Source organism: Arthrobacter sp. 05L428 (genome assembly GCF_056397665.1).
Genome location: NZ_JBFTNW010000002.1, coordinates 254,822 through 276,055 on the forward strand (window position 1 = coordinate 254,822; position 21,234 = coordinate 276,055).

Sequence of the window (21,234 nt, forward strand, 5' to 3'; positions counted from 1 at the left end):
ACTAAACATAGCCCCCGGCGCGGGGGCGGTTCCCGGACGGCGGTCCGCCGGGGTCCTCAGGCGCCGGCCACCCTGCGCACGAACGCGTGCAGGCGGCGGTAGACCTCCTGCGACTCCGGGTAGCGGAAGTCTTGCTGCCACGTGTGTTCGGTGTTTGGAGAGTCCCAGCCGTATATCAGGGTGTCAACGTGCACCTCGTGCTCCCGCAGGCGCTCGATGAAGTTCAGGTTGGCGGCGTAGAAGAAGTCGCGTTCCGAGGTGGTCACGAAGACCGGCGGGAACCGGGCGTCGAGCCACTCGATCGGGGACAGGAAACCGGCCGCCCTGCGCAGCTCCGCGATGCGGCGTCGGCCAGGGCGGCGCGCTGCCCGGGGCAGGAGCATCCGGACGAAGTCCAGGCTGAGGACGAAGCCCTTGTCGAAGAACACGGAGAAGTCCACGACGCTGCAATGCTGCACCAGCCCGCGCAGGCTTGAGGCGGGGGTTGCCGGCGCCAGCGCGTAATGGCCGGCCAGTTCGGGACGGAAGCTGGCAGCGGCAAGGAGAGCGGCGATCTGGCCGCCGGCGGAGTCGCCGCCGAGGACAATCCTGGCGGGGTCGCCGCCGAAGCCCGCGATGTTGTCGCGGACCCAGGCCAGCGCAGCGTTGGCGTCCTGGAGGACGTGGGCCATGTGGAAGCGCGGGGCCCGGCGGTAGTTCACGTTGACGGCGACCATCCCGCCCTCCGCCTGGCTGGCGCAGTACTTGGTCAGCGAGGCCTTGTCGCCCGAGGTCCAGCCTCCGCCGTGGAAGTAGACATAGACCGGCTGCGGCCCGGCGCCGTCCGCAGGAGCGGCCCCAGCGGCGGACGGGGTGATGACGTCCAGGCGGTGAGCCCTGATGCCGTCGCCCACGAAGTCAATGTCGTGGAAGTAGTCGACGCCGGTGACGGGGTCGGCGTTGAAGCGGGCCTTTTCGCTCGGGCCCAGCGAGTGCATCAGGACCCGCCAGGCCCACACCGGAACCCGGCGGAGCACGCCGCGCGCGCGGCGTGCGAGGCCGAAGGCGCCGCCGGCCGGCTGTGCAGGGTATTGCACGGGCTGCTGCGGGAAGGGTTGCTGGAGTGGTGGCTGGACCGCCGGGGTCATGCTGCCATTCTAGCTGGCACGGCCGTGCTACCACGGTGAGGACAGCCTGTTCCCGGAGGCACCCGGGGCTACGCCCCGGACCTCAGCCTGGGTGCGGCTGAGCTCAGTCCGGCAGTTCCTGGACCGTGCCGGCGGCGCCGTCCACGGTGACCCGCTGGCCGGTGTGCAGCCGCGTGGTGGCATCCGGCACGCCCACCACCGCCGGGATCCCGTACTCACGGGCGACCACGGCCCCGTGCGAGATGACGCCGCCCATCTCCATGACCAGGGCACCGGCCGTCATAAAAAGCGGGGTCCAGCCGGGGTCGGTCGATGGGGCCACCAGGATTTCGCCGGGCTCGAGGCGGGCGCCTACCGGGTCCAGGATCACCCTGACCAGCCCGGTGGCGGTGCCGGCCGATGCCGGGGTCCCGGACAGGGCGCCGGTGGCCGGACGCTTCGCCATCACGGCGGCCTCCACGTCGGTCCCGTCCGAGAGCAACACCCGCGGGATGTGGCGGCGGCGCAGTTCGACGTCGTACAGGCGGCGGCGGCTCGCGACCAGAGGCTGCATTCCGGCACCCCGCAGGGCCACCCGGAGCTCGGCGAAGTCCAGGAAGAACACATCGTCGGGCGCCGCGATAACCCCGGCACGCACCAGCTCTTCGCCAACCAGCAACAGCTGCCGGTGCATTTCGCCGAGGATCTTGACGATGTGGAACTTGGGCAGCTCGCGCAGGCCGGACAGCTCCCGGACCCGGCGCAGGGACAGCTCGAGCAGCCGGGCCCGCCACTGGCCCCGGGCGCCGGCGCGCTCCACGAGACTGCGGATCCTCTCCTCCGCGTGCTCGGCGGCCCGGCGGAATTGCCGGTCCGGGGCCTGCTCCGGGTCCTCGACGCGCAGGTAGTTGGAGATCATTCCCAGGATGTGGTCCGGCTGGTCCGACCAGCGCGGCATGCCCAGATCGATCTCGGCCACCGCCCGGTGGCCGTACCGGACCAGGAAGTCACGGACCCCGGCCTGCGCCGGCGCGGGAAGCGAGCCGGCGCGGTATGCCGCCGCGAGCCGCGCCGGGTCCTGCGCCAGGAAGACGTCCCGCGAGTCGGGATCGGCGCCGATCCCGACGGCCAGTTGCCAGAGTTCCAGGTCCATCTCGGTGGTCACATTGTGCGGCAGCCCGCGCAGTACCGCCTCCAGCTCGCGCGGCGGGGCGATGCCGCGAAGCAGCCGCCGTGCCACGGCCAGCATGATGTAGCCCACGGATGGCCCGGGCAGGGTGGCGCGGATCAGCCCGTCAATGGTCCGATTGGTGATCTGTTCGGTGTAGTCGAGCCGCTGCACGGCGGTGGCGGGCTCGGGCAGCACCAGCTCCGCTTCGAGGCGTTTTCCGTAGGCCTCGGCCCGGCGAAGTTCGGCCTCAGGCCGGAGGGCGGCGCCAAGCAGCGCCGGGATCAGCCCGAGGAGCATGGCCAGGGTGGTGCTGGCCTCGGCGCCCTGGACCTGCCCACCGCCGGTGGCCCGGGCGGGCCGGGGGAGGGCCTTCCGGGGGCGTTGCCTGAGCGCGAATCGCGGATCCGCCAGCAGTTCGGGGAAGATCGCGGCCGATCTGCCGTCCGCCAGCGGCAGCACCCGCGTCAGGTAGCGGCGGCCCCACTTGTTCTGCACAATCGCGGTGAGGTCCACGTACATTCGCAGCCCGGGGTTGACGTACCGCCAGGGGCCCTTGCGGTTCCGCATCAGGCCGAGGGCCGCGAGCCCGATCGGCGTGATCGGGCGGGTGAGCCCCTGGAACAGGGTGCCGCAGAGGTAGACGCGCGCCCCGGCCGAGGGCGGATCAATGGGGGTCGGGGTGTTGGAGAACGGATCCTCCAGCGGATACAGCGTGGTGATCGGACGGGACTGCGTCAGCCAGGCCTTGCCCGCGGCGTCGATGACCCACTCCACATCCTGCGGCGCGCCGAAGAGACGCTGGACTGCGTCGCCGAGGCGGGTCAGTTCGGTGAGTTCGGCGTCCGCCAGGCTCCAGCCGCGTGCGGGACCGCCGTCGCCCGGAACCCGGGCCAGGACCGCCGCCGTCGCGGTGTCCACGGTGAACTGGTCAGGATTCACGGCGCCCGACACCACAGCCTGCCCCGCGCCGGGGCTGGCGTTGATCACCGTCTCGGTCCGGGTTCCGGTCACCGGGTTGGCGGTGAACATCACGCCTGCAGTGGCGGCGTCGACCATGAGCTGGACGACGACGGCGAGCCCCACCTCGCGGTGGCTGATCCCGTTGGCGGACCGGTAGGCCACCGCCCGGTCGGTCCATAGCGAAGCCCAGCAGCGCCGCACGGCGTCGACGACGGCGTCGGCGCCGCTGACGCCGGTGAACGAGTCCTGCTGGCCGGCGAAGCTTGCAAAGGGCAGGTCCTCGGCCGTGGCCGAGGACCGCACCGCGACGGCCGGCTGCGCGCCCAGCAAGCCGTAGGCCTCCCGCAGCGCCGCGTCGACGCCGGGCGGAACCGGCGCTGACAGGATCAGCTCTCGGGCGCTGGCCGCCAGGCGGTCCAGTTCCGCCGGCCCCGGACCGGCCGCCTGGCCAGCCGCTGCGCCGGTAGCGCTGTCGGCGGGCGCGCCGTCGGCAGCCGCGTCGAGCCGGGCGGCCAGGGCTGCCAGCGCGGGCGGGGCCGCGAGGCGGTAGGCGTCGGTGGTGAGGCAGAAGCCGCGCGGCACCGGAAAGTCCGCGGCGGTGAGCCTGCCAAGGTTCAGCGCCTTACCGCCGACCAACCGCAGGGGAGCGGAGGCGGTCCGGCCAAGGTCCGGCACGAACTCGTCCGGCGCAGCGGCGTCCGGCTCACCGTCGTCCGCTTCGGAGCGCATGGCTTGCGCGCCTAGTCGCTCGCCGGGTCGCCGGCGTCCTCCCACTGGACGTCCAGGTTGCGGAACACCGGCGGCGAATCGCACAGGGCCGCCATGCGCGCCGCGAATTCGGAGGTTTCCGGCCGCCGGGAATTCTCCATCGCCGACTCGTAGGAATCGAACTCGACGATGGTGAGGTACGTGCCGGGCCGGTCACGGTCCGCGGTGTTCAGGATCCGACGGAAGGTCGGGGCGGTTTCACCCTCGGTCCGGGAGGGCCTGCCGAGCGCTTCGATCTCCTCGATGCGGGACGACTGGTATTCGATGATCTGCACAAACCTGGCCATGACGGCTCCTTGACGGCTGCGGGTGCTGATGCGCATCACGCTAGACCCGCCGTCCCGGCAGTGCAAGGGCCGCACGATCCCCTGCCCGTTCGGCTAGGGCGTCAGCAGGACCTTGATGGCGCGCCGTTCGTCCATGGCGCGGTAGGCCTCCGGCGCCTCCTCCAGCGGCATGACGACGTCGAACACCCGGCCGGGGTTGATGCTGCCGTCCAGCACGTCGGCGAGCAGTTCCGGAATGTAGGTCCGGGCGGGAGCCATCCCGCCGCCGATCGAGATGTTGGTGTCGAACAGGTAGCGCAGCGGAATCTCGGCGCCGCCGGTCGGCACGCCCACGAAGCCGAGGGCGCCGCCCGGGCGGACGCTGTGCAGCGCCTGCTCCATGGATTCCTTGGTGCCGACGCATTCCAGCACGGAATCGGCCAGCACTCCGCCGAGCAGTTCGCGGACCTTCGCGACGCCGTCGTCCCCGCGCTCCGCGACGATGTCCGTGGCGCCGAACTCCCGGGCGATGGCTTGCCGGTCGGCGTGCCGGGACATGGCGATGATCCGTTCCGCGCCCAGCCGCTTGGCGGCCAGGACTCCACAGAGGCCCACGGCGCCGTCGCCCACCACGACGACGGTCCGGCCCGGTCCCGCTTTTGCCGCGAGGGCTGCGTGGTGGCCGGTGGCCATGACGTCGGAGAGGGTCAGCAGGCTGGCGCGCAGCGCGTCGTCGGGCTCGGTGATGCCAGGAACCTTGACGAGGGTGGCGTCGGCGAGCGGGACCCGGACTGCCTGGCCCTGGCCTCCGTCGATGGCCAGCCCGGCGTCGTCCTTGCCGCCCCAGCCGGCCAGGTGGTCGCAGGCGACCGTGACACCGTTGAGGCACTGCGGGCACTTGCCGCAGCTGACCACGAACGGCGCGATCACCAGGTCCCCCACGGCCAGATCGGTCACCGCGTCGCCGATGCTTTCGACCAGGCCGATGAACTCATGGCCGATCGCACGCGGCTCGTGCGTGGGCCGGACGCCGCGGTACGGCCACAGATCGGAGCCGCAGACGCAGGAGGCCGTGACTTTTACGACGGCGTCGGTGGGCTGCTGGATGGTGGGGTAGTCGCGGTCTTCGACCCGGATGTCGCCGGGGCCGTGGATGATCGTGGCGCGCATGGGGGCTCCTCGCCTGGTCGCGGATGGGGGTGGAAACGAGTCTAGTCCCGGAGGTCGGTGGCGGTCCCGGGGCGGAGCAGCCGGCTGATCCGGTCCTGGACCCTCAACTCCGGCGCGGACTCATGGTTGAACAGGATGCGGTAGATGACCGGCGCCACCCTGGCTTCGAGGGTGAGCTGCGATGACTCCGGCACGGTCCCGGATTTCACCGCCTGGATGGCCATCCGAAGGTTTTGTTCCACCGAGGAGCTGATGTCCGCCTCGGCCACGCCCCGGTACCCGGCCACGTCGGTGACGCAGCGCTCCACGCTGCTGGCCTTCAGGTACTGCAGGTCCCGGAAGAGCAGGTCGGCCACGTTTTCAATGCTGGACTCAGCCAAGGTTCGCCTCACACCACACTTGGGTCCCGTCGGCCTTATGGAGCATGGCGCGCTCGGCCGAGGTCCAGTACCTGACCCAGAGGATCTTTCCGTCCGGGGTCGCGAGCTCCACCGTTGCGGCGGCCGGGACACGGCCGGGCCGGCGCACCATCACGGGTGCGCCGGCCGCCAGGCCAAGCCAGTTGGTGACCCGCACCAGGTCCGCGGGCGGCGCCTCAGACGGCTTCAAGCACGCTGACGTAGTTCGCAATGCCCACGCCGCCCATATTCTGAACCGCGGCACGTCGCGGGGCGGCCAGCTGCATGTCCCCGGCGGTGCCGGTGAGCTGCATCGCCGCGATGACATGCTGCGAGACGCCGGTGGCCCCGACCGGGTGGCCCTTGGCCTTGAGTCCGCCCGAGACGTTGACCGGCAGCTTGCCGTCCTTGAAGACCCAGCCTTCCTTGACCGCGCGGGCGCCCTGGCCCGGCTCGGTCAGGCCCATGGCCTCGTACATCAGCAGCTCGGCGATGGTGAAGCAGTCGTGCACCTCCGCGAAGTCCAGGTCCTCCAGCCCGACGCCGGCCATGCCCAGGGCCCGCTGCCAGGAGGCGCGGGTCGCGGCAAAGGCGGTGGGGTCGCGGCGGTCGGTCGGGAAGAAATCGTTCGCCTGGCCGAAGCCGGCCAGCCGGACCGGCGCGGTGGCGCCGCCGGTGGGTGCAACGCTGAGCACGACGGCGGCGGCGCCGTCGGAGACGGGAGAGCAGTCGGTACGGCGCAGCGGATCGGCGACCATCGGGTTCTTGTCCGAGACCGTCTGGCAGAACTCCTCACCGAGGTCCTTGCGGAGTTGCGCGTAGGGGTTGTCCACGCCGTTGCGGTGGTTCTTCGCGGCGATCGAGCCCAAAACATCGGACACTGGACCGTAGCGCTTCTCGTAGTGCTTGGCCACTTCGGCGAAGAGCCCCGTGAAGCCGGTGCTGGAGGGCTTGCCGGCCATGTCGTAGTCCGCGCCGAGCAGGGCGGCGCCCACGACGTCGGCGCCGGCCTGGGTCATCTTTTCGGCCCCGATCACCAGAACCGTCTTGGCGGTACCCGCCAGCAGCGACTTGGTGCCCTGCTGGAACGCGGCCGAGCCCGAGGCGCACGCGTTCTCCACCCGCGTCGATGGCACGTTGGCGAGCTGCTCCGAGACCTGCAGTGCGAGCGAGGACGGGAACGCCAGCGGCATCATCCCGGAGTTGAACTGGCCCAGGTAGATCTCGTCGATCTGGCCGGGCTCGATGCCCGCGTTGCCGATCGCCTCGGTGGCAACCTGGACGATCAGGGACTCGAGGGTCTCCTCCGTGAGCTTGCCGAAGCGGCTGTGGCCCCAGCCGGTGAGCAGGACATCCTTGCCGAACTGGTCCTTGAGGCTCATGCCGTGGCTCCTTCCAGGCTGCCGGCTTCACGGGTGACGTCGAGGGAGGGATCGACGTCGAACTCGGCTTCAGTCTTTTCGCGGATCTCCGCCGCGGTTACGCCGGGGGCGAGGCGGGTGAGCGTGAGCTGGCGAACGCCCGTTTCTGCATTTTTCACCAGGTCAAACACTGCGAGGTCGCTGATGATGCGGTCCACGCAGCTCAGCCCGGTGAGCGGCAGGGTGCATTCCTTCACGATCTTGGCGGTGCCGTCCTTGGCGTTGTGTTCGGTGAGGACCACGACGCGCGGGGTGCCGGCCACGAGGTCCATGGCGCCGCCCATGCCCTTGACCATCTTGCCGGGGATGGTCCAGTTAGCCAGGTCGCCGGCGCCGGAGACCTGCATGGCGCCGAGGATGGCGACCTTGACGTGGCCGCCGCGGATCATGCCGAAGGAGGTGGCCGAGTCGAAGATGCTGCCGCCGGGCAGGACGGTGACCGTCTGCTTGCCGGCATTGATCAGGTCCGCGTCCTCCTCGCCCTCGTAGGGGAACGGACCCATGCCGAGCAGGCCGTTCTCGCTCTGCAGCACCACGCGGACGCCCTCGCGCAGGTTGTTGGCGACGAGCGTGGGGATGCCGATGCCGAGGTTGACGTAATCGCCGTCATTGAGTTCTTCGGCCGCGATGGCGGCCATTTCGTTCCGGGTCCAAGCCATGGTGTTTCTCCTGAAAAGTGTGGGTGGCGGCGCTCAGGCCGGATTAGACGGTGACGGCGGAGGCGGCAGCGTTGTCCGTCTCGGCCGCTTCGGCGCGGGGCCGGACGGTGCGCTGCTCGATGTCCTTGGCCCGGTCGCTGGCCTGAACCAGGCGCTGCACGAAGACGCCGGGGGTGACGATGTGGTTGGGATCGAGTGCGCCGGGTTCGACGATCACCTCGGCCTCCGCAACGGTGACGATGCCGGCCGTGGCGACCACGGGATTGAAGTTCTGCGCGGTGTAGCGGTAGATCAGGTTGCCGTCCGTGTCGGCGGTGTGCGCGTGGACCAGGGAGACGTCGGCCTTGATGGCACGCTCCTGGACATACGTTTCGCCGTCGAACTCCGCCAGCGGCTTGCCTTCGGCGACGAGGGTGCCGACGCCGGTCTTGGTGTAGAAGGCCGGGATGCCGGCGCCGCCGGCGCGGAGGCGCTCGGCGAGGGTGCCCTGCGGGGTGAACTCGACCTCCAGCTGGCCGGCGAGGTACTGCTCCGCGAAGAGCTTGTTTTCGCCCACGTAGGAGGCAATGACCTTGCGGACCTGGCCCGCCTCGATGAGCACGCCGAGGCCCTTGCCGTCCACGCCCATGTTGTTGGAGACCACGGTGAGGTCCTTGACGCCGGAGTCCCGGACCGCCTCGATCAGGTCTGCCGGAATGCCGCTGAGGCCGAAGCCGCCGACCGCCAGCGTCATGCCGTCCCGCAGCACGTCCTGCAGCGCCGCTGCCGCGCCGGATTTCACCTTTGACATTTGCATCTCCTCATTGAGCTTCTGAGTAACCGGCGGCGGCCTGGCCACGGGACCGCCGCCGTGATCCACGTTGTGGACTGTTCGCCTGAGGAAGGAGCCTATGGTGTGGCGTAGAGCACTGTCAACGCCGGAAATCCGCAACTTTCCGTGCTTTTTTACAGTGTGGACGCTAGGCTGGGCACTGTCCACAATGTGGATGGTTTGATGATTGTTTTGAGGAAATGCGAGGAAAAGATGAACTCCGTCCCCGTACAGGGAGCCCAGGTGGTAAGCCGCGTCGCGGCCCTGCTGAGGATCGTGGGACGGAAGCCGGAAGGCTCCCCGCTCGTGGAACTGGTCCGCGAATCCGGTCTGACGCGTCCCACCGCCCACCGGCTGCTCACTTCCCTGGCCGCCGAGGGACTGCTGGACCAGGATCCGCACAGCGGCAACTGGGTGCTGGGCCCGGAGATCCTGCTGATGGGATCGGTGGCTTCGGCGCGTTTCCCGCTGGAGGACATTGCCCGGCCCAGCCTGCGCCGGCTGGCAGAGGAAACCGGGGAGAGCGCCTTCTTCTCGATCCGCCGCGGCGCCGAGACGGTGTGCCTCCTCCGGGAGGAGGGCAGTTTCCCGGTCCGCTCCTTCGTGCTGCATGAGGGTGTCCGTTTTCCGCTGGGCGTTGCCTCCGCCGGCACCGCCATCATGGCGTTCCTGCCCGCGGCGGAGCAGGAGGAGCTGCTGGCCGGCTGGGCCACCCACGCCGGGAGCTTTGCCGCCGCCCACAGCGAGGAAGTGGTCCGCGCGAACCTGGAAGCGACGCGGCAGGCAGGCTATTCGGTCAACCCGGGCCTGGTGCTGGAAGGCAGCTGGGGAATGGGCGCCGCCGTTTTCGACCAGCGCGGCCGGCCGGCGTGGGCGCTGTCCCTGACCGGGATTGAACCGCGTTTCCGGGCGGACCGCCGTGAATACCTCGGGCGCCTGCTGATGGACGAAGCGCACCGGATATCCCTGCAGCTGCAGGGCAGTTGAGCCGCCGCCGGCGCCGTCTCGACAAACCGGCGGGCGCGGAGCACGATTGGAATTGCAGCCGTGGCTGCATGCGCTGCAGACAGCGCCCATTCCCCAGTCCGGGTGGCGCGTCTGGCCCAAAAACTACTTCCCCGCCTTAATGCTGGGGGACTGGGAGCAGGAGAAGAGAGCGGCGGACGCGGTCCAGGCCGGAGCGAAACGGCGTCGCGGGAAGCGGCGTCGGCGCACCAGATGAGCCGGTTTCCCGGCCGCAATCCTCCAGCCCCAAAAAGGAATGAGTCCCATGACTCGCCGAGCAGAATCCCCTCACGCGCCGCGCTTGCTGCGCGTTCTCATCGCTTTCATCGCCGCGCTCGTGTTGCCATTTACCGTCAGTGCTCCAGCCGTCAGCGCTGCCGCCGTCGCGGGTGGCGAAGAATCCGCCAGGACGTGGACGGTCCAGGTCGGGTCCGAATCCTCGAGCCAGGCCATCCAGGGCATGGCCTTCCTGCCCGGAAACATCTACATCAACGCGGGCGACAAGGTCACCTGGGAGGCCAACTCCGCCGAGATCCACACCGTGACGTTCCTGGCCAAGGGCCAGTCCCTGAGGTCCACCCAGCCCTTCAACCCATCGCTGCCGCAGAACATCTACCAGCGCGGCGGCAAGGCCTATGACGGGCATTCGTATTACAACTCCGGGGTCATGACGAACGTGTCCGACAGTGGCTTTAAGCAAGTCACGAAATACACCCTGGCATTCCCGCGCAAGGGCAACTTCACCTATTACTGCCTGGTCCACGGCATGGCCATGAAAGGAGTAGTCCACGTCCGGGCGGCCGGAACCGACTACCCTTACAGCCAGGCGCAGTACGACCGCCAGGCGGGGAGGCAGGAACGGGCCATCCTGCGGGACGGACGCCAGGCATGGGAGGACGCCCGGGACCAGGCGGACGAACACACCGTGATCGCGGGAACGGATAACGGAACGTCCATGGTGATGCGCTTCGTCCAGCAGAAGGTCGAAATCCGGGTGGGCGAGAAAGTGACCTTCGTCAACAGCGGCATGGGCGCCCCGCACACCGTCACTTTCGGCAAGGAACCCGCCAATGTCTTCGTCCCCCGGGGCAACCCGGCGAAGTTTGCCGGTGGCGACCTCAACTCAGGAATCATGCCCCCGCACAGCAAGTTCACCGTGACCTTCACCAAGGCCGGCGAGTTCGACTACATCTGCGGCCTACATGACTTCATGGGCATGGTGGGCACCGTGGAAGTCCGGAGGTGACCGGGCGGAACGATCCGGCCAGGAACCCTTAGCGGAGCGTCACTGCTTCCACCAGGTGTCGAAGATGGTGACCGGGACGGTGCGCTTGTGCCGCGTCCGCAGGTATTTCTGCTCGATCAGCTCGGCCGCGGCGTCGGGGATGTCGCGGCCTTCGAGGTAGTCATCGATGGTGTCGTAGCTCAGGCCGAGTTCTTCCTCATCGGTGCGTCCGGGCTTGTGGTCCAGGAGGTCCGCCGTCGGGACCTTCTCCCAGATGCGGGCCGGGGCGCCGAGTTCGGCCAGCAGGGCGCGGTTCTGGCGCTTGTTCAGGCCGAACAGCGGCAGGATGTCCGCGCCGCCGTCGCCGTATTTGGTGAAGAATCCGGTCACGGATTCGGCGCCGTGGTCGGTGCCGATCACCAGGTAGTTGTGCTCCCCGGCCAGGGCGTACTGGGCGATCATGCGTGTGCGGGCCTTGGTGTTGCCCTTGTGGAAGTCGGAAATGCCGTTGCCCACGGTCTTTTCGAATTCATCCTCGAAGCCGTCCACCGCGGCCGAGATGTTGAAGGTCCACTCCGTTTTGGCCCGCACAAAGTCCAGGGCCGCCTGGGCGTCGTCCTCATCGTGCTGCACGCCGTAGGGAAGCCGCACCGCGACGAAGTTCGCCTCCACGCCCTCGGCGTCGAGCTCCTCGACCGCGAGCTGCGCCAGCCGTCCTGCCAGCGAGGAGTCGAGGCCGCCGGAGATGCCCAGGACGAAGCCCTTGGTGTGGCTCGCCTTGAGGTAGTCCTTGAGGAACGTGACGCGTTTGCGCACCTCCCCGGCGGGGTCGATCCGGGGCTGCACGCCCATTTCTTCAATGATCTTCGCCTGGAGTTCACGCATGCCTCACAGCCTAGCCAGCCGAGTCAATCGTGCTCAACTGTTGCCGACCGGCCGGGTGCCCGGTTTCGCTATGCTTCCGGACCGCCGCTGAGCTTCCGGACGGCCGCTAGGCGGGTCCGCGCCGCGTCTGTCCGGAACCGCCGCCCGAATCCGGAAGCGCCGCCAAGACCCCTCCCGCCGGCACCCCTCGCAGGCGTAGCGTATGGCCATGGAGACGACGGGATGCGTGGTGGCCGGCGGCGGTCCGGCCGGGATGATGCTCGGCCTGCTGCTGGCCCGGGCCGGGGTGCAGGTGACGGTCCTGGAAAAGCACGCGGATTTCCTGCGCGACTTCCGCGGCGACACGGTGCACCCGTCCACCATCCGGCTGATTGACGAACTCGGCCTCGGCCAGGAGTTCCGCCGCCTGCCGCAAAGCCGCCTGAAGAGCGTCGTGTTCCCGGTCCCGGGCGGGCCGCCGGTGACCATGGGCGACTTTGATTCGCTGCGGCCGCCGTACAACTACATCGCCATGATGCCGCAGTGGGATTTCCTCAACTTCCTGGCCGCAGCTGCTGCCGAGGAGCCCGGCTTCACCCTGCTGATGAGCCACACGGCCACCGGGCTGGTTCGCGACGGGGGCCGTGTCCGCGGGATCCGGTTCCGCGACCCGGACGGCGCGCAGGACGAGCTCCGGGCGGACCTGGTGGTCGCGACGGACGGCCGCCACTCCGCGTTGCGTGCCGCCGTCGGGCTGGCGCCGAAAGAGTTTCCGGTTCCTTTCGACACCTGGTGGTTCCGGCTGCCCCGGTATCCCGCCGAACTTGGCGAAGTGGCCGGGCTGGTGCCGGCGTTCGGTCCCGGAGAGGCGCTGGTGGCCTTGTCCCGCAACGATTACTACCAAATGGGCTACCTCGCCCCGAAAGGCACCGACGCCAGGATCCGTGCGGAGGGCGTCGAGGGCTTCCGGCGCCGGATCGCCGGGCTTCGGCCGGACCTCGCGGACCGGGTGGACGCCATCCGTTCCCTCGATGACCTGCACTGGCTCGACGTCCGCCTGGACCGGCTGCAGTCGTGGCACGTCAACGGTCTGCTCTGCATCGGCGACGCCGCGCATGCGATGTCCCCGGCCGGCGGTGTCGGCATCAACCTCGCCATCCAGGACGCCGTGGCGGCGGCGGAAATCCTCGCCCCCGCGCTGCTCCGCGGCCGGGTCACGGCGGCGGACCTCCGACGCGTCGAACGACGACGGCGGCTCCCGACCGTCGTCGTGCAGACGGGACAGCGGCTCATGCACCGCGCGGTCTTTGGCCCGATCATGGCCGGACAACGCACCAAGTTTCCGGCCGTCGCGCTCTTCCTGGCCCGGCGGATTCCAGCGGTCCGCCGGATCATTCCCCGGCTCATCGGCTTCGGACCCCGCCCGGAACACGCCCCCGCCTTCGCGCGCCGCGCCGAGGCCCGGCCCCAGCCGCACGCCTAGCCCCTCACTGACGTCGATGGCTCCGCAGGTGCCCATTGGCGTCACCAAAACGGCGGTTACGGAGCCGCGGATGCGCCTCAGCCGTGCGCGACGAGGTAACTGATCAGGCCGTCGACCGTGGCGACTGCCGGATAGTCGCGCTCCGGGATGTCCACGCCGGTCGCCGTGTCGATGGTTTCAACGAGCCGCAGGAAATCCAGCGAGTCCAGCTCGAGGTCCTGCCGGAGCCGGGCCTCGCCGCCGACGTCGTCCAGCTCAACATCCGGTGCGACTTTCCCCAGCGCGGCACGCACCGCGGCCCGGGCATCCTGTTCATTCATGGTGTCTCCGTCTTCACAGTTCGTCCGGTTTCTGCAGCAGCTCTTGGATCCGGGCAAGGAAGCGGCCGCCGCGCAACCCGTCGCTGACCCGGTGGTCGGCCGAGAGGGTGGCGATCGCGGCGGCCCGGACGCCCAGCATCCCGTTCTCCGCCCAGGGTTGCTCCAGCACGCGGCCAAAGCCCACCATCGCCACCTGCGGCGGATAGATCACCCCGTAGACGCTGTCCACGCCGAGGTCCCCGAGATTCGTCACGGTGATGGTGGGGTCCGCCATCTCGGCGCGCTGCAGCCGTCCGGCCCGCGCGCGGCTGACCAGGTCCCGCAGCTGTTCCATCAGCTCGTCGAGGGCCAGGGTGTCGGCGTCGTGGAGCGCGGGGGCCACCAGGCCACCCTGGCGCAGGGCCACCGCGACGCCCAGATGCACCGCGGCGCTGGGCCGGTACTCCCCGTCCAGATAGAAGCCGTTGACCTCCGGGACTTCCTTGGCCGCGAGCGCCGCCGCCTTGAGCAGGAGGGCGGAGGGCACTAACCGGGACGCCACCGGCCGCTGCGCATTGACGGTCTGCATCCAGCCGACGGCGGCGCGCAGGTCCAGGGTTGTGCTCAGGTAGTAGTGCGGGATGGTCTGCTTGGAGCGCGACATCAGCGCCCCGATGGCCCGGCGCAGGGTGGCCACCCGTTCGCGGGCCTCCGCGGGCTTCTCCGCAGCCTGCGCCGGCGCTTCCGGCGGGGCCGCTTCGGCCTCAGCCGCTTCCGCAGCCTGCGCCGATGCCGCCGGCGCTTCCGCAGCCGCCCCTCGCGGTCCCGCCTCCCGGAGACCGGCCTCCGGCTGGCGGGCTGCGGCGCCCTGCACGTCTTCCACGGTCACGGCGCCCTCCGGTCCGGTGCCGGCGACGGACGAAAGCTCGACGCCGAGTTCGGCGGCGAGCCGTCTGGCCCGCGGCGAGGACCGCACCCGCCCTGCGGCCGCCGGACGGGCTGCCACGGCGTGCTCCACGTCGGCGCGGGTGATCGCGCCATCCTTGCCGGTGCCGTGGATCCGTCCGGTGTCGACGCCGAGCCGGTGCGCGAGGTGCCGGACCGGCGGCGCGATCGGAGGGGCTTCCGGGGGAGGGGCCGGCTTCGCGGCCGCGGGCCGGGGCGGCGGCGCCTCGCGGCTGGGAGCCCCGACCTCGGCCGGGGTCTGCGTGATCCGGGCCAGCGGCGTGCCCACCGGCACGGTCTCGCCGATGTCCACGAGGAGGTCCGCGACCACCCCCTCCTGGAAGGATTCGACGTCCATCACGGTCTTGTCCGTGTCCACCACGGCCACGAGGTCGCCGCGGCGGACGTAGTCGCCGGGCTTGACCAGCCATTCGACGATCTTGCCGTGCTCCATATCGGCCCCGAGCGAGGGCATCAGGAAGTCACCCACGTGCCCCGACCGCCTCCCGCGCTGCCGCGACGACCCGTTCCGCGGAGGGCAGGGCGGCGAGTTCAAGGTGCTTGGAGTAGGGGATCGGCACCTCGGCGCTGCAGACCCGGCCTACGGGCGCGTCCAGCTCGAAAAACGCGTGTTCGCTGATCCGGGCGCTGATTTCGGCGGAGATGCTGCCGCTGCGCCAGCCCTCGTCCACCACCACGGCACGGTGTGTCCTGGCCACCGAGTCGAGGATGGCGGCGTCGTCGAGCGGCCGCAGCGTGCGCAGGTCCAGCACTTCGGCGTCGATGCCTTCGGCGGCGAGCTGCCCGGCGGCCTCGAGGGTGAGGGGGAGCGTCCCGCCGTAGGTGATGAGTGAGACGTCGGCGCCGGGCCGCCGGATGGCGGCGCTGCTGATGTCCACCGCGCCGGCGTCCTCGGCGAGTTCGCCGGGGACGTTGTAGAGCGAGCCGTGTTCGAAGATCAGCACCGGGTCCGGGTCCTGGAGCGCGGTCCACAGCATCCCGCGGGCGTCTTCGAGGGTGGCGGGGGTGAGGATCCGCAGCCCGGGGATGTGCGCGTACCACCCCTCCAGGCTGTGCGAATGCTGGGCACCAAGCTGGCGGCCGGCCCCGGTGGTCATCCGGATCACCAGCGGCACGTGGAACTGGCCGCCGGACATGTGCAGCAGGGATGCGGCGTTGTTCACGATCTGGTCGAGGGCCAGGAGGCTGAAGTTGACGGTCATGATCTCCACGATGGGTCGCATCCCGCCGAGCGCGGCGCCGATCCCGGCGCCGACGAACCCGGACTCGGACAGCGGGGTGTCCCGGATCCGTTCCGGCCCGAACTCCTCCAGCAGGCCCAGGCTTACGGCGAAGGAGCCGCCGTAGGCGCCCACATCCTCGCCCATCAGGAAAACCCGCTTGTCACGCTGCAGGGCGTCGCGGATCCCGGCCCGGAGCGCCTCCCGGTAGCTGGATTTCATGACCCGTCCCCTTCCTGCCAGGCGCCGGGGTCGCTGTACACAAAACGCGTGAGGTCCTCGAGCGGCTCCGGCGTGCCGGCCTCCGCAACCTCGACGCCGGCCGCGACTTCCGCTTCGGCGTCGGCCTGCAGTTGCTGCCAGTCCGCTTCGGTCAGCTGGCCGGCGGCCTCCATCGCCGAGCGCAGCAGCGTGATCGGATCCCGCTCCAGCCACCGCGCCACCTCGGCCTTGTCCCGGTACCGTTCCGGGTCGAACATCGAATGCGCCCGGAACCGGTAGGTGCGCAGTTCCAGGAAGTGCGGCCCGCCGCCGGCCCGGACCGCGTCGACGGCGCGACGGGCGGTCTCCTCGACGGCCAGCACGTCCATCCCGTCCACGGCCCAGGCGGCAATCTCGTAGCCGGCCGCCTTCAGCGCGATGTCGGTCTGCGACTCGGAACGGCCCAGCGCCGTGCCCATCGCGTAAAGGTTGTTTTCACAGCAGAACAGCACCGGCAGCTGCCAGAGAGCGGCGAGGTTGAGGCTTTCATGGAACTCGCCCTCCGCGACGGCGCCCTCACCGAAAAAGCACACGGTGACGCGGGACCGGCCGGCCATCTTGTCCGCGAGCGCCAGCCCGACGGCGAGCGGCAGTCCGCCGGCGACGATCGCGTTCCCGCCGTAGAAGCGCGTGGCGGCGTCGAACAGGTGCATGGAGCCGCCGCGGCCTCGGCAGCAGCCCTCCACGAAGCCGTACATCTCGGCCAGGATCGAGCCGGCGGACACGCCGCGCAGCAGGGCGTGGCCGTGCTCCCGGTAGGTGGCGACGACGGCGTCCTCCGGCGCGAGGGTTTCCAGCACCCCGGCCGCCACCGCCTCCTCGCCGATGTAGACGTGCAGGAAGCCGCGGATCTTGGCGGCGCTGTACAGCTCGACGCACTTCTCCTCGAGCTGGCGCACACGCAGCATCTGCAGCAGCAGGTGCCGGCCGTGCGCGGGATCCAGCGGCCCGGCGGACGCCGCCATTGGCCCGGTCACTGCCGTCCCTCCGGCGCCGTGCCGGCTGCCCGTCCCGCAGCGCCGGGCTGCCCGCCGGGCTGGCCGTCGGGCTGGCCGCCGGGCTGGCCGTCGGGCGCCGCCCCCGGCGGGGACTCGATGGTGGACGTGTCGCCCTCCGGGAGCCCCAGTTCGCGGGCCTTGAGCAGGCGCCGGAGGATCTTCCCGCTGCGGGTTTTCGGCAGCGCCGTGGTGAAGTCCAGCAGTCGGGGTGCCACCGCGGGCCCCAGCCGTTTGCGCGCGAACCCGATGATATCCAGCTGCAGTTCCTCCGACGGCTCCCAGCCGGGGCGCAGCTCCACGAAGGCCTTGACCACCTCGCCGGCCACCGGGTCCGGAACGCCGATCACGCCGGCCTCGGCCACCGCCTCATGTTCCATCAGCGAGCTCTCCACCTCGAACGGGCCGATCAGGTGCCCCGAGGACTTGATCACGTCGTCGCCCCGGCCCACGAACCAGTAGTAGCCGTCGGCGTCGCGCTTGGCGAGGTCGCCGGTGAGGTACCAGCCGCCCACGAAGCACCGCCGGTAGCGCTCCTCCTCGTGCAGGTAGCCGCGGAACATCGAGGGCCAGCCGGGCCGCAGCGCAAGCTCACCCATCGTGTCCGGCGCGGTGACCAGCACCGCCTGCCCGTCCCTGAGTACCGGCTTGTCCTGTGCGTCCCGCACCACCAGCGCGGCATCGATCCCGGGCAGCGGCCGGCCCATGGAGCCGGGGCGGATCTCGGTGGCCGCGAAGTTCGAAATCATGATGCCGCCGGTTTCGGTCTGCCACCAGTTGTCATGCACCGGCTGGCCGAAGGCTTCCTTGCCCCAGACCACGACCTCCGGATTGAGCGGCTCGCCGACGCTGGCGACAAAGCGCAGGGCGGACAGGTCGTGCCCCGTGGCGCGGTCCGCCCCGGCCTTCATCAGCATCCGCAGCGCGGTGGGCGCGGTGTACCAGACGGTCACGTGCTGCTCGGCGAGGATCCGGTACCAGCGGTCCGCGTCCATCTCCTCCTCGTCCACGATGCTCGTCACGCCGTGGCTGAGCGGGGCCAGGACCCCGTAGGACGTGCCGGTCACCCAGCCGGGATCGGCCGTGCACCAGTAGATGTCCTCCGGATGCAGGTCCAGCGCGAAGGTGCCGGTCGCGTGGTGGGCGGTGACGGCGTCGTGGATGTGGATGGCGCCCTTCGGTGTCCCGGTGGTGCCGGACGTGAAGTGCAGCAGCGCCATGTCCTCGGGCCGGGTCGCCGCGATCTGCCCGTCGGCCGGGGCCGTCTGCAGCAGCGCGGCCAGGTCCAGGGTGCCCGGTTCCGGGCTGCCGTCGGCGTCGATCAGCAGCACATGCCGCAGCTCCGGCAGCGAGTCGCGCAGCTGGGCCACTTTCCGCCGGTAGAGCGCCCGGGTGGTGATGAGCGCGCGTCCGGAGCCCAGCTGCAGCCGCTGCCGCACGGGCTCCGGCCCGAAGGCCGAGAAAAGGGGGCAGAACACGCTGGCGTTCTTGAAGGTGCCGAGCATCGCAATGTACAGGGACGGGTTGCGGCCGGTGAGGGAGAAGACGCGCTCGCCGCGCCCGACGCCGAGGCTGCGCAGCACCGCGGCGAACCGGCTGCTTTGCTCTGCCAGCTCCGCGTAGCTGAGCGCATGGCTGCTCCCGTCGGCCCGGATGAAGCGCAGCGCCGCGCGGCCGCCGAGCCCGCCGGCCGCATGCCGGTCGGCCGCCTCGAAGGCGATATTGAGGCCCCGGCCATCCGGCAGGCCGGACAGCTCCCGGCGGGCGTGATCCCAGGAGAACGCCGCGCAGCTGGCGTCATAGTCCAAGAGGTTCGGCCGGACCCGGAAGCTGCCGGGGTCCTTGGGGATTGCCGGCCAGCGGGTGGAAGGTTCGGTTCCTGCCGTCATGCTTACATCGGACGCCCGCCCCGCGCCGGCTGCCAGTGCCGTAAGTCCCGTGCGGGCAGGCCGGCACGGGAGGAGGCCGCCGCGGTGCCGACATCTGGCGTCCGGACTGGGATCCGGGCCGGCGCCTGCCACTAAACTGGGTCCCATGACTGCCACCAGTGACTTTGCGGCCGACGCCGCTGCCGCCCGTGCCCGCCTCCTGGAACTGATCAAGGAGCTGGCCGTCGTGCGCGGCAAGGTCATCCTCTCCAGCGGCGCCGAGGCCGACTACTACATCGACCTGCGCCGCATCACCCTGCACCACGAGGCGTCCAAGCTCGTCGGCCAGGTCATGTTGTCCCTGCTGGACGACGCCGGGATCGACTTTGAGTGCGCCGGCGGGCTGACGATGGGGGCGGACCCGGTGGGCACCGCCGTCATGCATGCCGCCGTCGACGCCGGCCGCCCGGTGGACGCCTTCGTGGTCCGCAAGGCCCAGAAGTCCTACGGCATGGGCCGCCAGGTCGAGGGGCCCTCGGTTGAGGGCCGCAAGGTCCTGGTCCTCGAGGACACCTCCACGACGGGCGGCTCCGCGCTGACCGCCGTCGAGGGCGTGCGCAAGGCCGGCGGCAACGTCGTGGCCGTCGCCGTGATCGTGGACCGCGACACCGGCGCCAAGGAAAAGATCGAAGCCGAAGCCGGCGTCCCCTACCTGTTCGCTTTCGGCAAGGACGAACTGGGCCTGAGCTAGGGTTTCACCGGCGGCGGACACGTATGGACGGTGCTTTGGGGGTGACTTATCATTTCTTAAATACCCCCATCGGTACCTCTGTACCCGTAGTTGGAGAAACGCGCTATGCTCCCGCCCCAGGAATACCCTGCAACCGTCAGCACCGTCGACCAGGTCCAGAACCTCATCCTCGACAGCACTGACTTCGAAGAGTTTCTCAACGAACTCGCGCGTTTTTCCGCGCACCAGGTGGCAGGCAAGGGCGACGACGCGCTGTGCGGGATCACCCTGCTGCGGGACCGGAAGGCTGCGACCATCGGCTGGAGCAGCGAATCCGCCCGGGAAGTGGACGAGATCCAGTACCGGCTGGCGCAGGGTCCCTGCCTGACGGCGGCGCAGGAAGAGCGCGAGGTCTACGTCCCGGACCTTTTCGAGGAAGACCGCTGGGGCCCCGATTACGCCACCGCCGTCGCCTCGCACGGGCTGCGCTCGGTGCTTTCGGTGCCGTTCCACCTGCAGGGCGAAGCCCAGGCCGCGCTGAACCTGTATTCGGACGCACCGCATAAGTTCGACGGCGACGTCGCAGACCGGGCGCGTGACTTCACCCGGCAGATCTCCCAGGCGCTGCGCATGGCCGTGCGCTTTTCCCTGCACACGGACAGCGCCACGAACCTGCGGGCCACGCTCGAATCCCGCACGGTCATCGATATGGCGGTCGGCATCGTGATGGCGCAGAACCGCTGCAGCCAGGAAACGGCGGTCCAGATCCTCACCGACGCGTCGAGCCACGGCAACGTGAAACTGCGCGACATTGCCACTTCGCTGGTGGAGTCCGTTGGCGGTTCGGCGACGCGGACGCACTTCCAGGAGCCGGGACGGCAGGCCGCCGGCTGACTAGCCGGCTGATCCGGGGACTTGTGCCCGCCCCGTCCCGCCGTTACGCTGAGTGAGGTTGAGCCGTCGGCCATAGACACTTTCTTTGGAGTACCTATGGACCAATCTCTCAATGCCCAGGTGAAGCTCGATGTCGCCGCAGACGTCATCCGGATCGATGTCCGGGGCAGCCTCAGCCAGGATTCCCGCCCCGCCCTGATGCAGCTGATCCAGCGCATCCGACGCATGGGCGTCAGTTCACACATCCGCGTCGATCTCGCGCACGCCGACTTCGTGGAATCGGCCGCCCTTGCCGGTCTGCGCAACGACCTCAACGCCATTGACGGAGGACCCGGCCAGTTCGACGTTGCCGGGGCCATGCCTGTTGCTGCCGGGGTTTCGCTTGAACTGCAGATGTTCGGCGACGACTTCGGAAAGGTGTTCCAGCCGCTGGACCTCTCCGCGGATTTCGTGGCCTCGATTAACCCGTCCGGGACCCGACCGCTGGCCCGCTACTCCGACGATGAGCTGCTGGCCGCCAGCGACTGTGTCTTCGGCAAGCTGGATGATCCGCGGAACGGTGCGCCCTCGGAGCTCCTGGCCAGGTACGAAGACATCAGCCTGGAGCTCGCCCGGCGCGAAGTCGGCCGCGCGCCCGAACCGGCCTAGGACGATCCCTCCGTTCAGCGACGCGGATAGTCCTCCGCGACGCGGA

21 protein-coding genes are annotated in these 21,234 nt (G+C 69.9%); 6 read left to right on the forward strand and 15 right to left on the reverse strand.

What is annotated here, in order from left to right; translation table 11 throughout:
* Positions 1–56: 56 nt before the first annotated feature.
* From AC1DH3_RS07555 to AC1DH3_RS07595, 9 genes are all read right to left on the reverse strand, one after another.
* Positions 57–1,127 (reverse strand): alpha/beta hydrolase, encoded by a 1,071-nt coding sequence (locus AC1DH3_RS07555; protein ID WP_476908965.1) that lies wholly within the window; start codon positions 1,125–1,127, stop codon positions 57–59.
* Positions 1,128–1,230: 103 nt separating this feature from the next.
* Positions 1,231–3,966, reverse strand: coding sequence for a PEP/pyruvate-binding domain-containing protein (locus tag AC1DH3_RS07560; protein ID WP_476908966.1), 2,736 nt, complete (start codon positions 3,964–3,966; stop codon positions 1,231–1,233).
* 11 nt (positions 3,967–3,977) lie between these two features.
* Positions 3,978–4,292, reverse strand: coding sequence for a hypothetical protein (locus AC1DH3_RS07565; protein WP_441417949.1), 315 nt, complete (start codon positions 4,290–4,292; stop codon positions 3,978–3,980).
* Between the two features lie 93 nt (positions 4,293–4,385).
* Entirely contained in the window at positions 4,386–5,441 is a 1,056-nt protein-coding gene (locus AC1DH3_RS07570) for a zinc-dependent alcohol dehydrogenase family protein (RefSeq protein WP_476908967.1), read from the reverse strand.
* A gap of 41 nt (positions 5,442–5,482) precedes the next feature.
* Positions 5,483–5,821, reverse strand: a complete 339-nt coding sequence (locus tag AC1DH3_RS07575; protein WP_476908968.1) for a hypothetical protein — start codon at positions 5,819–5,821, stop codon at positions 5,483–5,485.
* Positions 5,814–6,050 carry a hypothetical protein gene (locus tag AC1DH3_RS07580; RefSeq protein WP_441417941.1) on the reverse strand — a complete coding sequence of 79 codons (237 nt, stop codon included), beginning with the start codon at positions 6,048–6,050 and terminating at the stop codon, positions 5,814–5,816. The genes AC1DH3_RS07575 and AC1DH3_RS07580 overlap by 8 nt, the downstream gene beginning before the upstream one ends.
* Positions 6,037–7,221 (reverse strand): acetyl-CoA acetyltransferase, encoded by a 1,185-nt coding sequence (locus tag AC1DH3_RS07585; RefSeq protein ID WP_476908969.1) that lies wholly within the window; start codon positions 7,219–7,221, stop codon positions 6,037–6,039. The genes AC1DH3_RS07580 and AC1DH3_RS07585 overlap by 14 nt, the downstream gene beginning before the upstream one ends.
* Positions 7,218–7,919, reverse strand: a complete 702-nt coding sequence (locus AC1DH3_RS07590) for a CoA transferase subunit B (protein ID WP_476908970.1) — start codon at positions 7,917–7,919, stop codon at positions 7,218–7,220. Before AC1DH3_RS07590 ends, AC1DH3_RS07585 begins: the two co-directional genes overlap by 4 nt.
* 43 nt (positions 7,920–7,962) lie before the next feature.
* The gene (locus tag AC1DH3_RS07595) at positions 7,963–8,709 is read right to left on the reverse strand and encodes a CoA transferase subunit A (RefSeq protein ID WP_476908971.1); all 747 of its coding nucleotides are present in this window, start codon (positions 8,707–8,709) and stop codon (positions 7,963–7,965) included.
* Positions 8,710–8,943: 234 nt separating this feature from the next.
* Here AC1DH3_RS07595 and AC1DH3_RS07600 point away from each other — a divergent pair, with 234 nt between their 5' ends.
* Together AC1DH3_RS07600 and AC1DH3_RS07605 are read left to right on the forward strand one after the other, a co-directional pair.
* Complete coding sequence (locus tag AC1DH3_RS07600; RefSeq protein ID WP_476892896.1) at positions 8,944–9,717, forward strand: IclR family transcriptional regulator; 774 nt, start codon at positions 8,944–8,946, stop codon at positions 9,715–9,717.
* A gap of 283 nt (positions 9,718–10,000) precedes the next feature.
* Positions 10,001–10,981 (forward strand): plastocyanin/azurin family copper-binding protein, encoded by a 981-nt coding sequence (locus tag AC1DH3_RS07605; protein ID WP_476908972.1) that lies wholly within the window; start codon positions 10,001–10,003, stop codon positions 10,979–10,981.
* A 39-nt stretch (positions 10,982–11,020) separates the two neighbouring features.
* Here AC1DH3_RS07605 and nadE read toward each other — a convergent pair whose 3' ends face one another.
* On the reverse strand, positions 11,021–11,845 hold the full coding sequence (nadE, locus tag AC1DH3_RS07610) for an ammonia-dependent NAD(+) synthetase (protein WP_476908973.1): 825 nt from the start codon (positions 11,843–11,845) through the stop codon (positions 11,021–11,023).
* 208 nt (positions 11,846–12,053) lie between these two features.
* Between nadE and AC1DH3_RS07615 the strand changes: the two genes are divergently transcribed.
* Positions 12,054–13,307 carry an FAD-dependent oxidoreductase gene (locus AC1DH3_RS07615; protein WP_441417934.1) on the forward strand — a complete coding sequence of 418 codons (1,254 nt, stop codon included), beginning with the start codon at positions 12,054–12,056 and terminating at the stop codon, positions 13,305–13,307.
* A gap of 77 nt (positions 13,308–13,384) precedes the next feature.
* Here the strand turns inward: AC1DH3_RS07615 and AC1DH3_RS07620 are convergent, their stop codons facing one another.
* The 5 genes from AC1DH3_RS07620 to acsA are packed head-to-tail and all read right to left on the reverse strand — an operon-like array spanning position 13,385 to position 18,937.
* A complete protein-coding gene (locus AC1DH3_RS07620) occupies positions 13,385–13,627 on the reverse strand; it encodes an acyl carrier protein (RefSeq protein WP_441417933.1) in 243 nt (80 codons plus the stop codon).
* Positions 13,628–13,640: 13 nt separating this feature from the next.
* Positions 13,641–15,041 (reverse strand): dihydrolipoamide acetyltransferase family protein, encoded by a 1,401-nt coding sequence (locus tag AC1DH3_RS07625; protein ID WP_476892894.1) that lies wholly within the window; start codon positions 15,039–15,041, stop codon positions 13,641–13,643.
* Positions 15,034–16,014: an alpha-ketoacid dehydrogenase subunit beta gene (locus AC1DH3_RS07630; RefSeq protein ID WP_476908974.1), complete on the reverse strand. Its 981-nt coding sequence runs from the start codon at positions 16,012–16,014 to the stop codon at positions 15,034–15,036. The genes AC1DH3_RS07625 and AC1DH3_RS07630 overlap by 8 nt, the downstream gene beginning before the upstream one ends.
* A complete protein-coding gene (gene pdhA, locus AC1DH3_RS07635; protein WP_441418172.1) occupies positions 16,011–17,018 on the reverse strand; it encodes a pyruvate dehydrogenase (acetyl-transferring) E1 component subunit alpha in 1,008 nt (335 codons plus the stop codon). The genes AC1DH3_RS07630 and pdhA overlap by 4 nt, the downstream gene beginning before the upstream one ends.
* A gap of 8 nt (positions 17,019–17,026) precedes the next feature.
* Positions 17,027–18,937 (reverse strand): acetate--CoA ligase, encoded by a 1,911-nt coding sequence (gene acsA / locus AC1DH3_RS07640; protein ID WP_476908975.1) that lies wholly within the window; start codon positions 18,935–18,937, stop codon positions 17,027–17,029.
* Between the two features lie 145 nt (positions 18,938–19,082).
* Here acsA and pyrE point away from each other — a divergent pair, with 145 nt between their 5' ends.
* The 3 genes from pyrE (at position 19,083) to AC1DH3_RS07655 (ending at position 21,188) form a co-directional block, all read left to right on the forward strand.
* Complete coding sequence (pyrE, locus tag AC1DH3_RS07645; protein ID WP_175322180.1) at positions 19,083–19,667, forward strand: orotate phosphoribosyltransferase; 585 nt, start codon at positions 19,083–19,085, stop codon at positions 19,665–19,667.
* 105 nt (positions 19,668–19,772) lie between these two features.
* Positions 19,773–20,540 carry a GAF and ANTAR domain-containing protein gene (locus AC1DH3_RS07650; RefSeq protein WP_441417929.1) on the forward strand — a complete coding sequence of 256 codons (768 nt, stop codon included), beginning with the start codon at positions 19,773–19,775 and terminating at the stop codon, positions 20,538–20,540.
* A 96-nt stretch (positions 20,541–20,636) separates the two neighbouring features.
* The gene (locus AC1DH3_RS07655; protein WP_441417928.1) at positions 20,637–21,188 is read left to right on the forward strand and encodes a hypothetical protein; all 552 of its coding nucleotides are present in this window, start codon (positions 20,637–20,639) and stop codon (positions 21,186–21,188) included.
* The last annotated feature ends 46 nt before the right edge of the window (positions 21,189–21,234 follow it).

Bases quoted from the DNA above. Each gene is read 5' to 3' on its own strand.
- AC1DH3_RS07555 (WP_476908965.1), bottom strand. From the start codon at position 1,127: ATGACCCCGGCGGTCCAGCCACCACTCCAGCAACCCTTCCCGCAGCAG.
- AC1DH3_RS07560 (WP_476908966.1), bottom strand. From the start codon at position 3,966: ATGCGCTCCGAAGCGGACGACGGTGAGCCGGACGCCGCTGCGCCGGAC.
- AC1DH3_RS07565 (WP_441417949.1), bottom strand. From the start codon at position 4,292: ATGGCCAGGTTTGTGCAGATCATCGAATACCAGTCGTCCCGCATCGAG.
- AC1DH3_RS07570 (WP_476908967.1), bottom strand. From the start codon at position 5,441: ATGCGCGCCACGATCATCCACGGCCCCGGCGACATCCGGGTCGAAGAC.
- AC1DH3_RS07585 (WP_476908969.1), bottom strand. From the start codon at position 7,221: ATGAGCCTCAAGGACCAGTTCGGCAAGGATGTCCTGCTCACCGGCTGG.
- AC1DH3_RS07590 (WP_476908970.1), bottom strand. From the start codon at position 7,919: ATGGCTTGGACCCGGAACGAAATGGCCGCCATCGCGGCCGAAGAACTC.
- AC1DH3_RS07595 (WP_476908971.1), bottom strand. From the start codon at position 8,709: ATGTCAAAGGTGAAATCCGGCGCGGCAGCGGCGCTGCAGGACGTGCTG.
- AC1DH3_RS07600 (WP_476892896.1), top strand. From the start codon at position 8,944: ATGAACTCCGTCCCCGTACAGGGAGCCCAGGTGGTAAGCCGCGTCGCG.
- AC1DH3_RS07605 (WP_476908972.1), top strand. From the start codon at position 10,001: ATGACTCGCCGAGCAGAATCCCCTCACGCGCCGCGCTTGCTGCGCGTT.
- nadE (WP_476908973.1), bottom strand. From the start codon at position 11,845: ATGCGTGAACTCCAGGCGAAGATCATTGAAGAAATGGGCGTGCAGCCC.
- AC1DH3_RS07615 (WP_441417934.1), top strand. From the start codon at position 12,054: ATGGAGACGACGGGATGCGTGGTGGCCGGCGGCGGTCCGGCCGGGATG.
- AC1DH3_RS07620 (WP_441417933.1), bottom strand. From the start codon at position 13,627: ATGAATGAACAGGATGCCCGGGCCGCGGTGCGTGCCGCGCTGGGGAAA.
- AC1DH3_RS07630 (WP_476908974.1), bottom strand. From the start codon at position 16,014: ATGAAATCCAGCTACCGGGAGGCGCTCCGGGCCGGGATCCGCGACGCC.
- pdhA (WP_441418172.1), bottom strand. From the start codon at position 17,018: ATGGCGGCGTCCGCCGGGCCGCTGGATCCCGCGCACGGCCGGCACCTG.
- acsA (WP_476908975.1), bottom strand. From the start codon at position 18,937: ATGACGGCAGGAACCGAACCTTCCACCCGCTGGCCGGCAATCCCCAAG.
- pyrE (WP_175322180.1), top strand. From the start codon at position 19,083: ATGACTGCCACCAGTGACTTTGCGGCCGACGCCGCTGCCGCCCGTGCC.
- AC1DH3_RS07650 (WP_441417929.1), top strand. From the start codon at position 19,773: ATGCTCCCGCCCCAGGAATACCCTGCAACCGTCAGCACCGTCGACCAG.
- AC1DH3_RS07655 (WP_441417928.1), top strand. From the start codon at position 20,637: ATGGACCAATCTCTCAATGCCCAGGTGAAGCTCGATGTCGCCGCAGAC.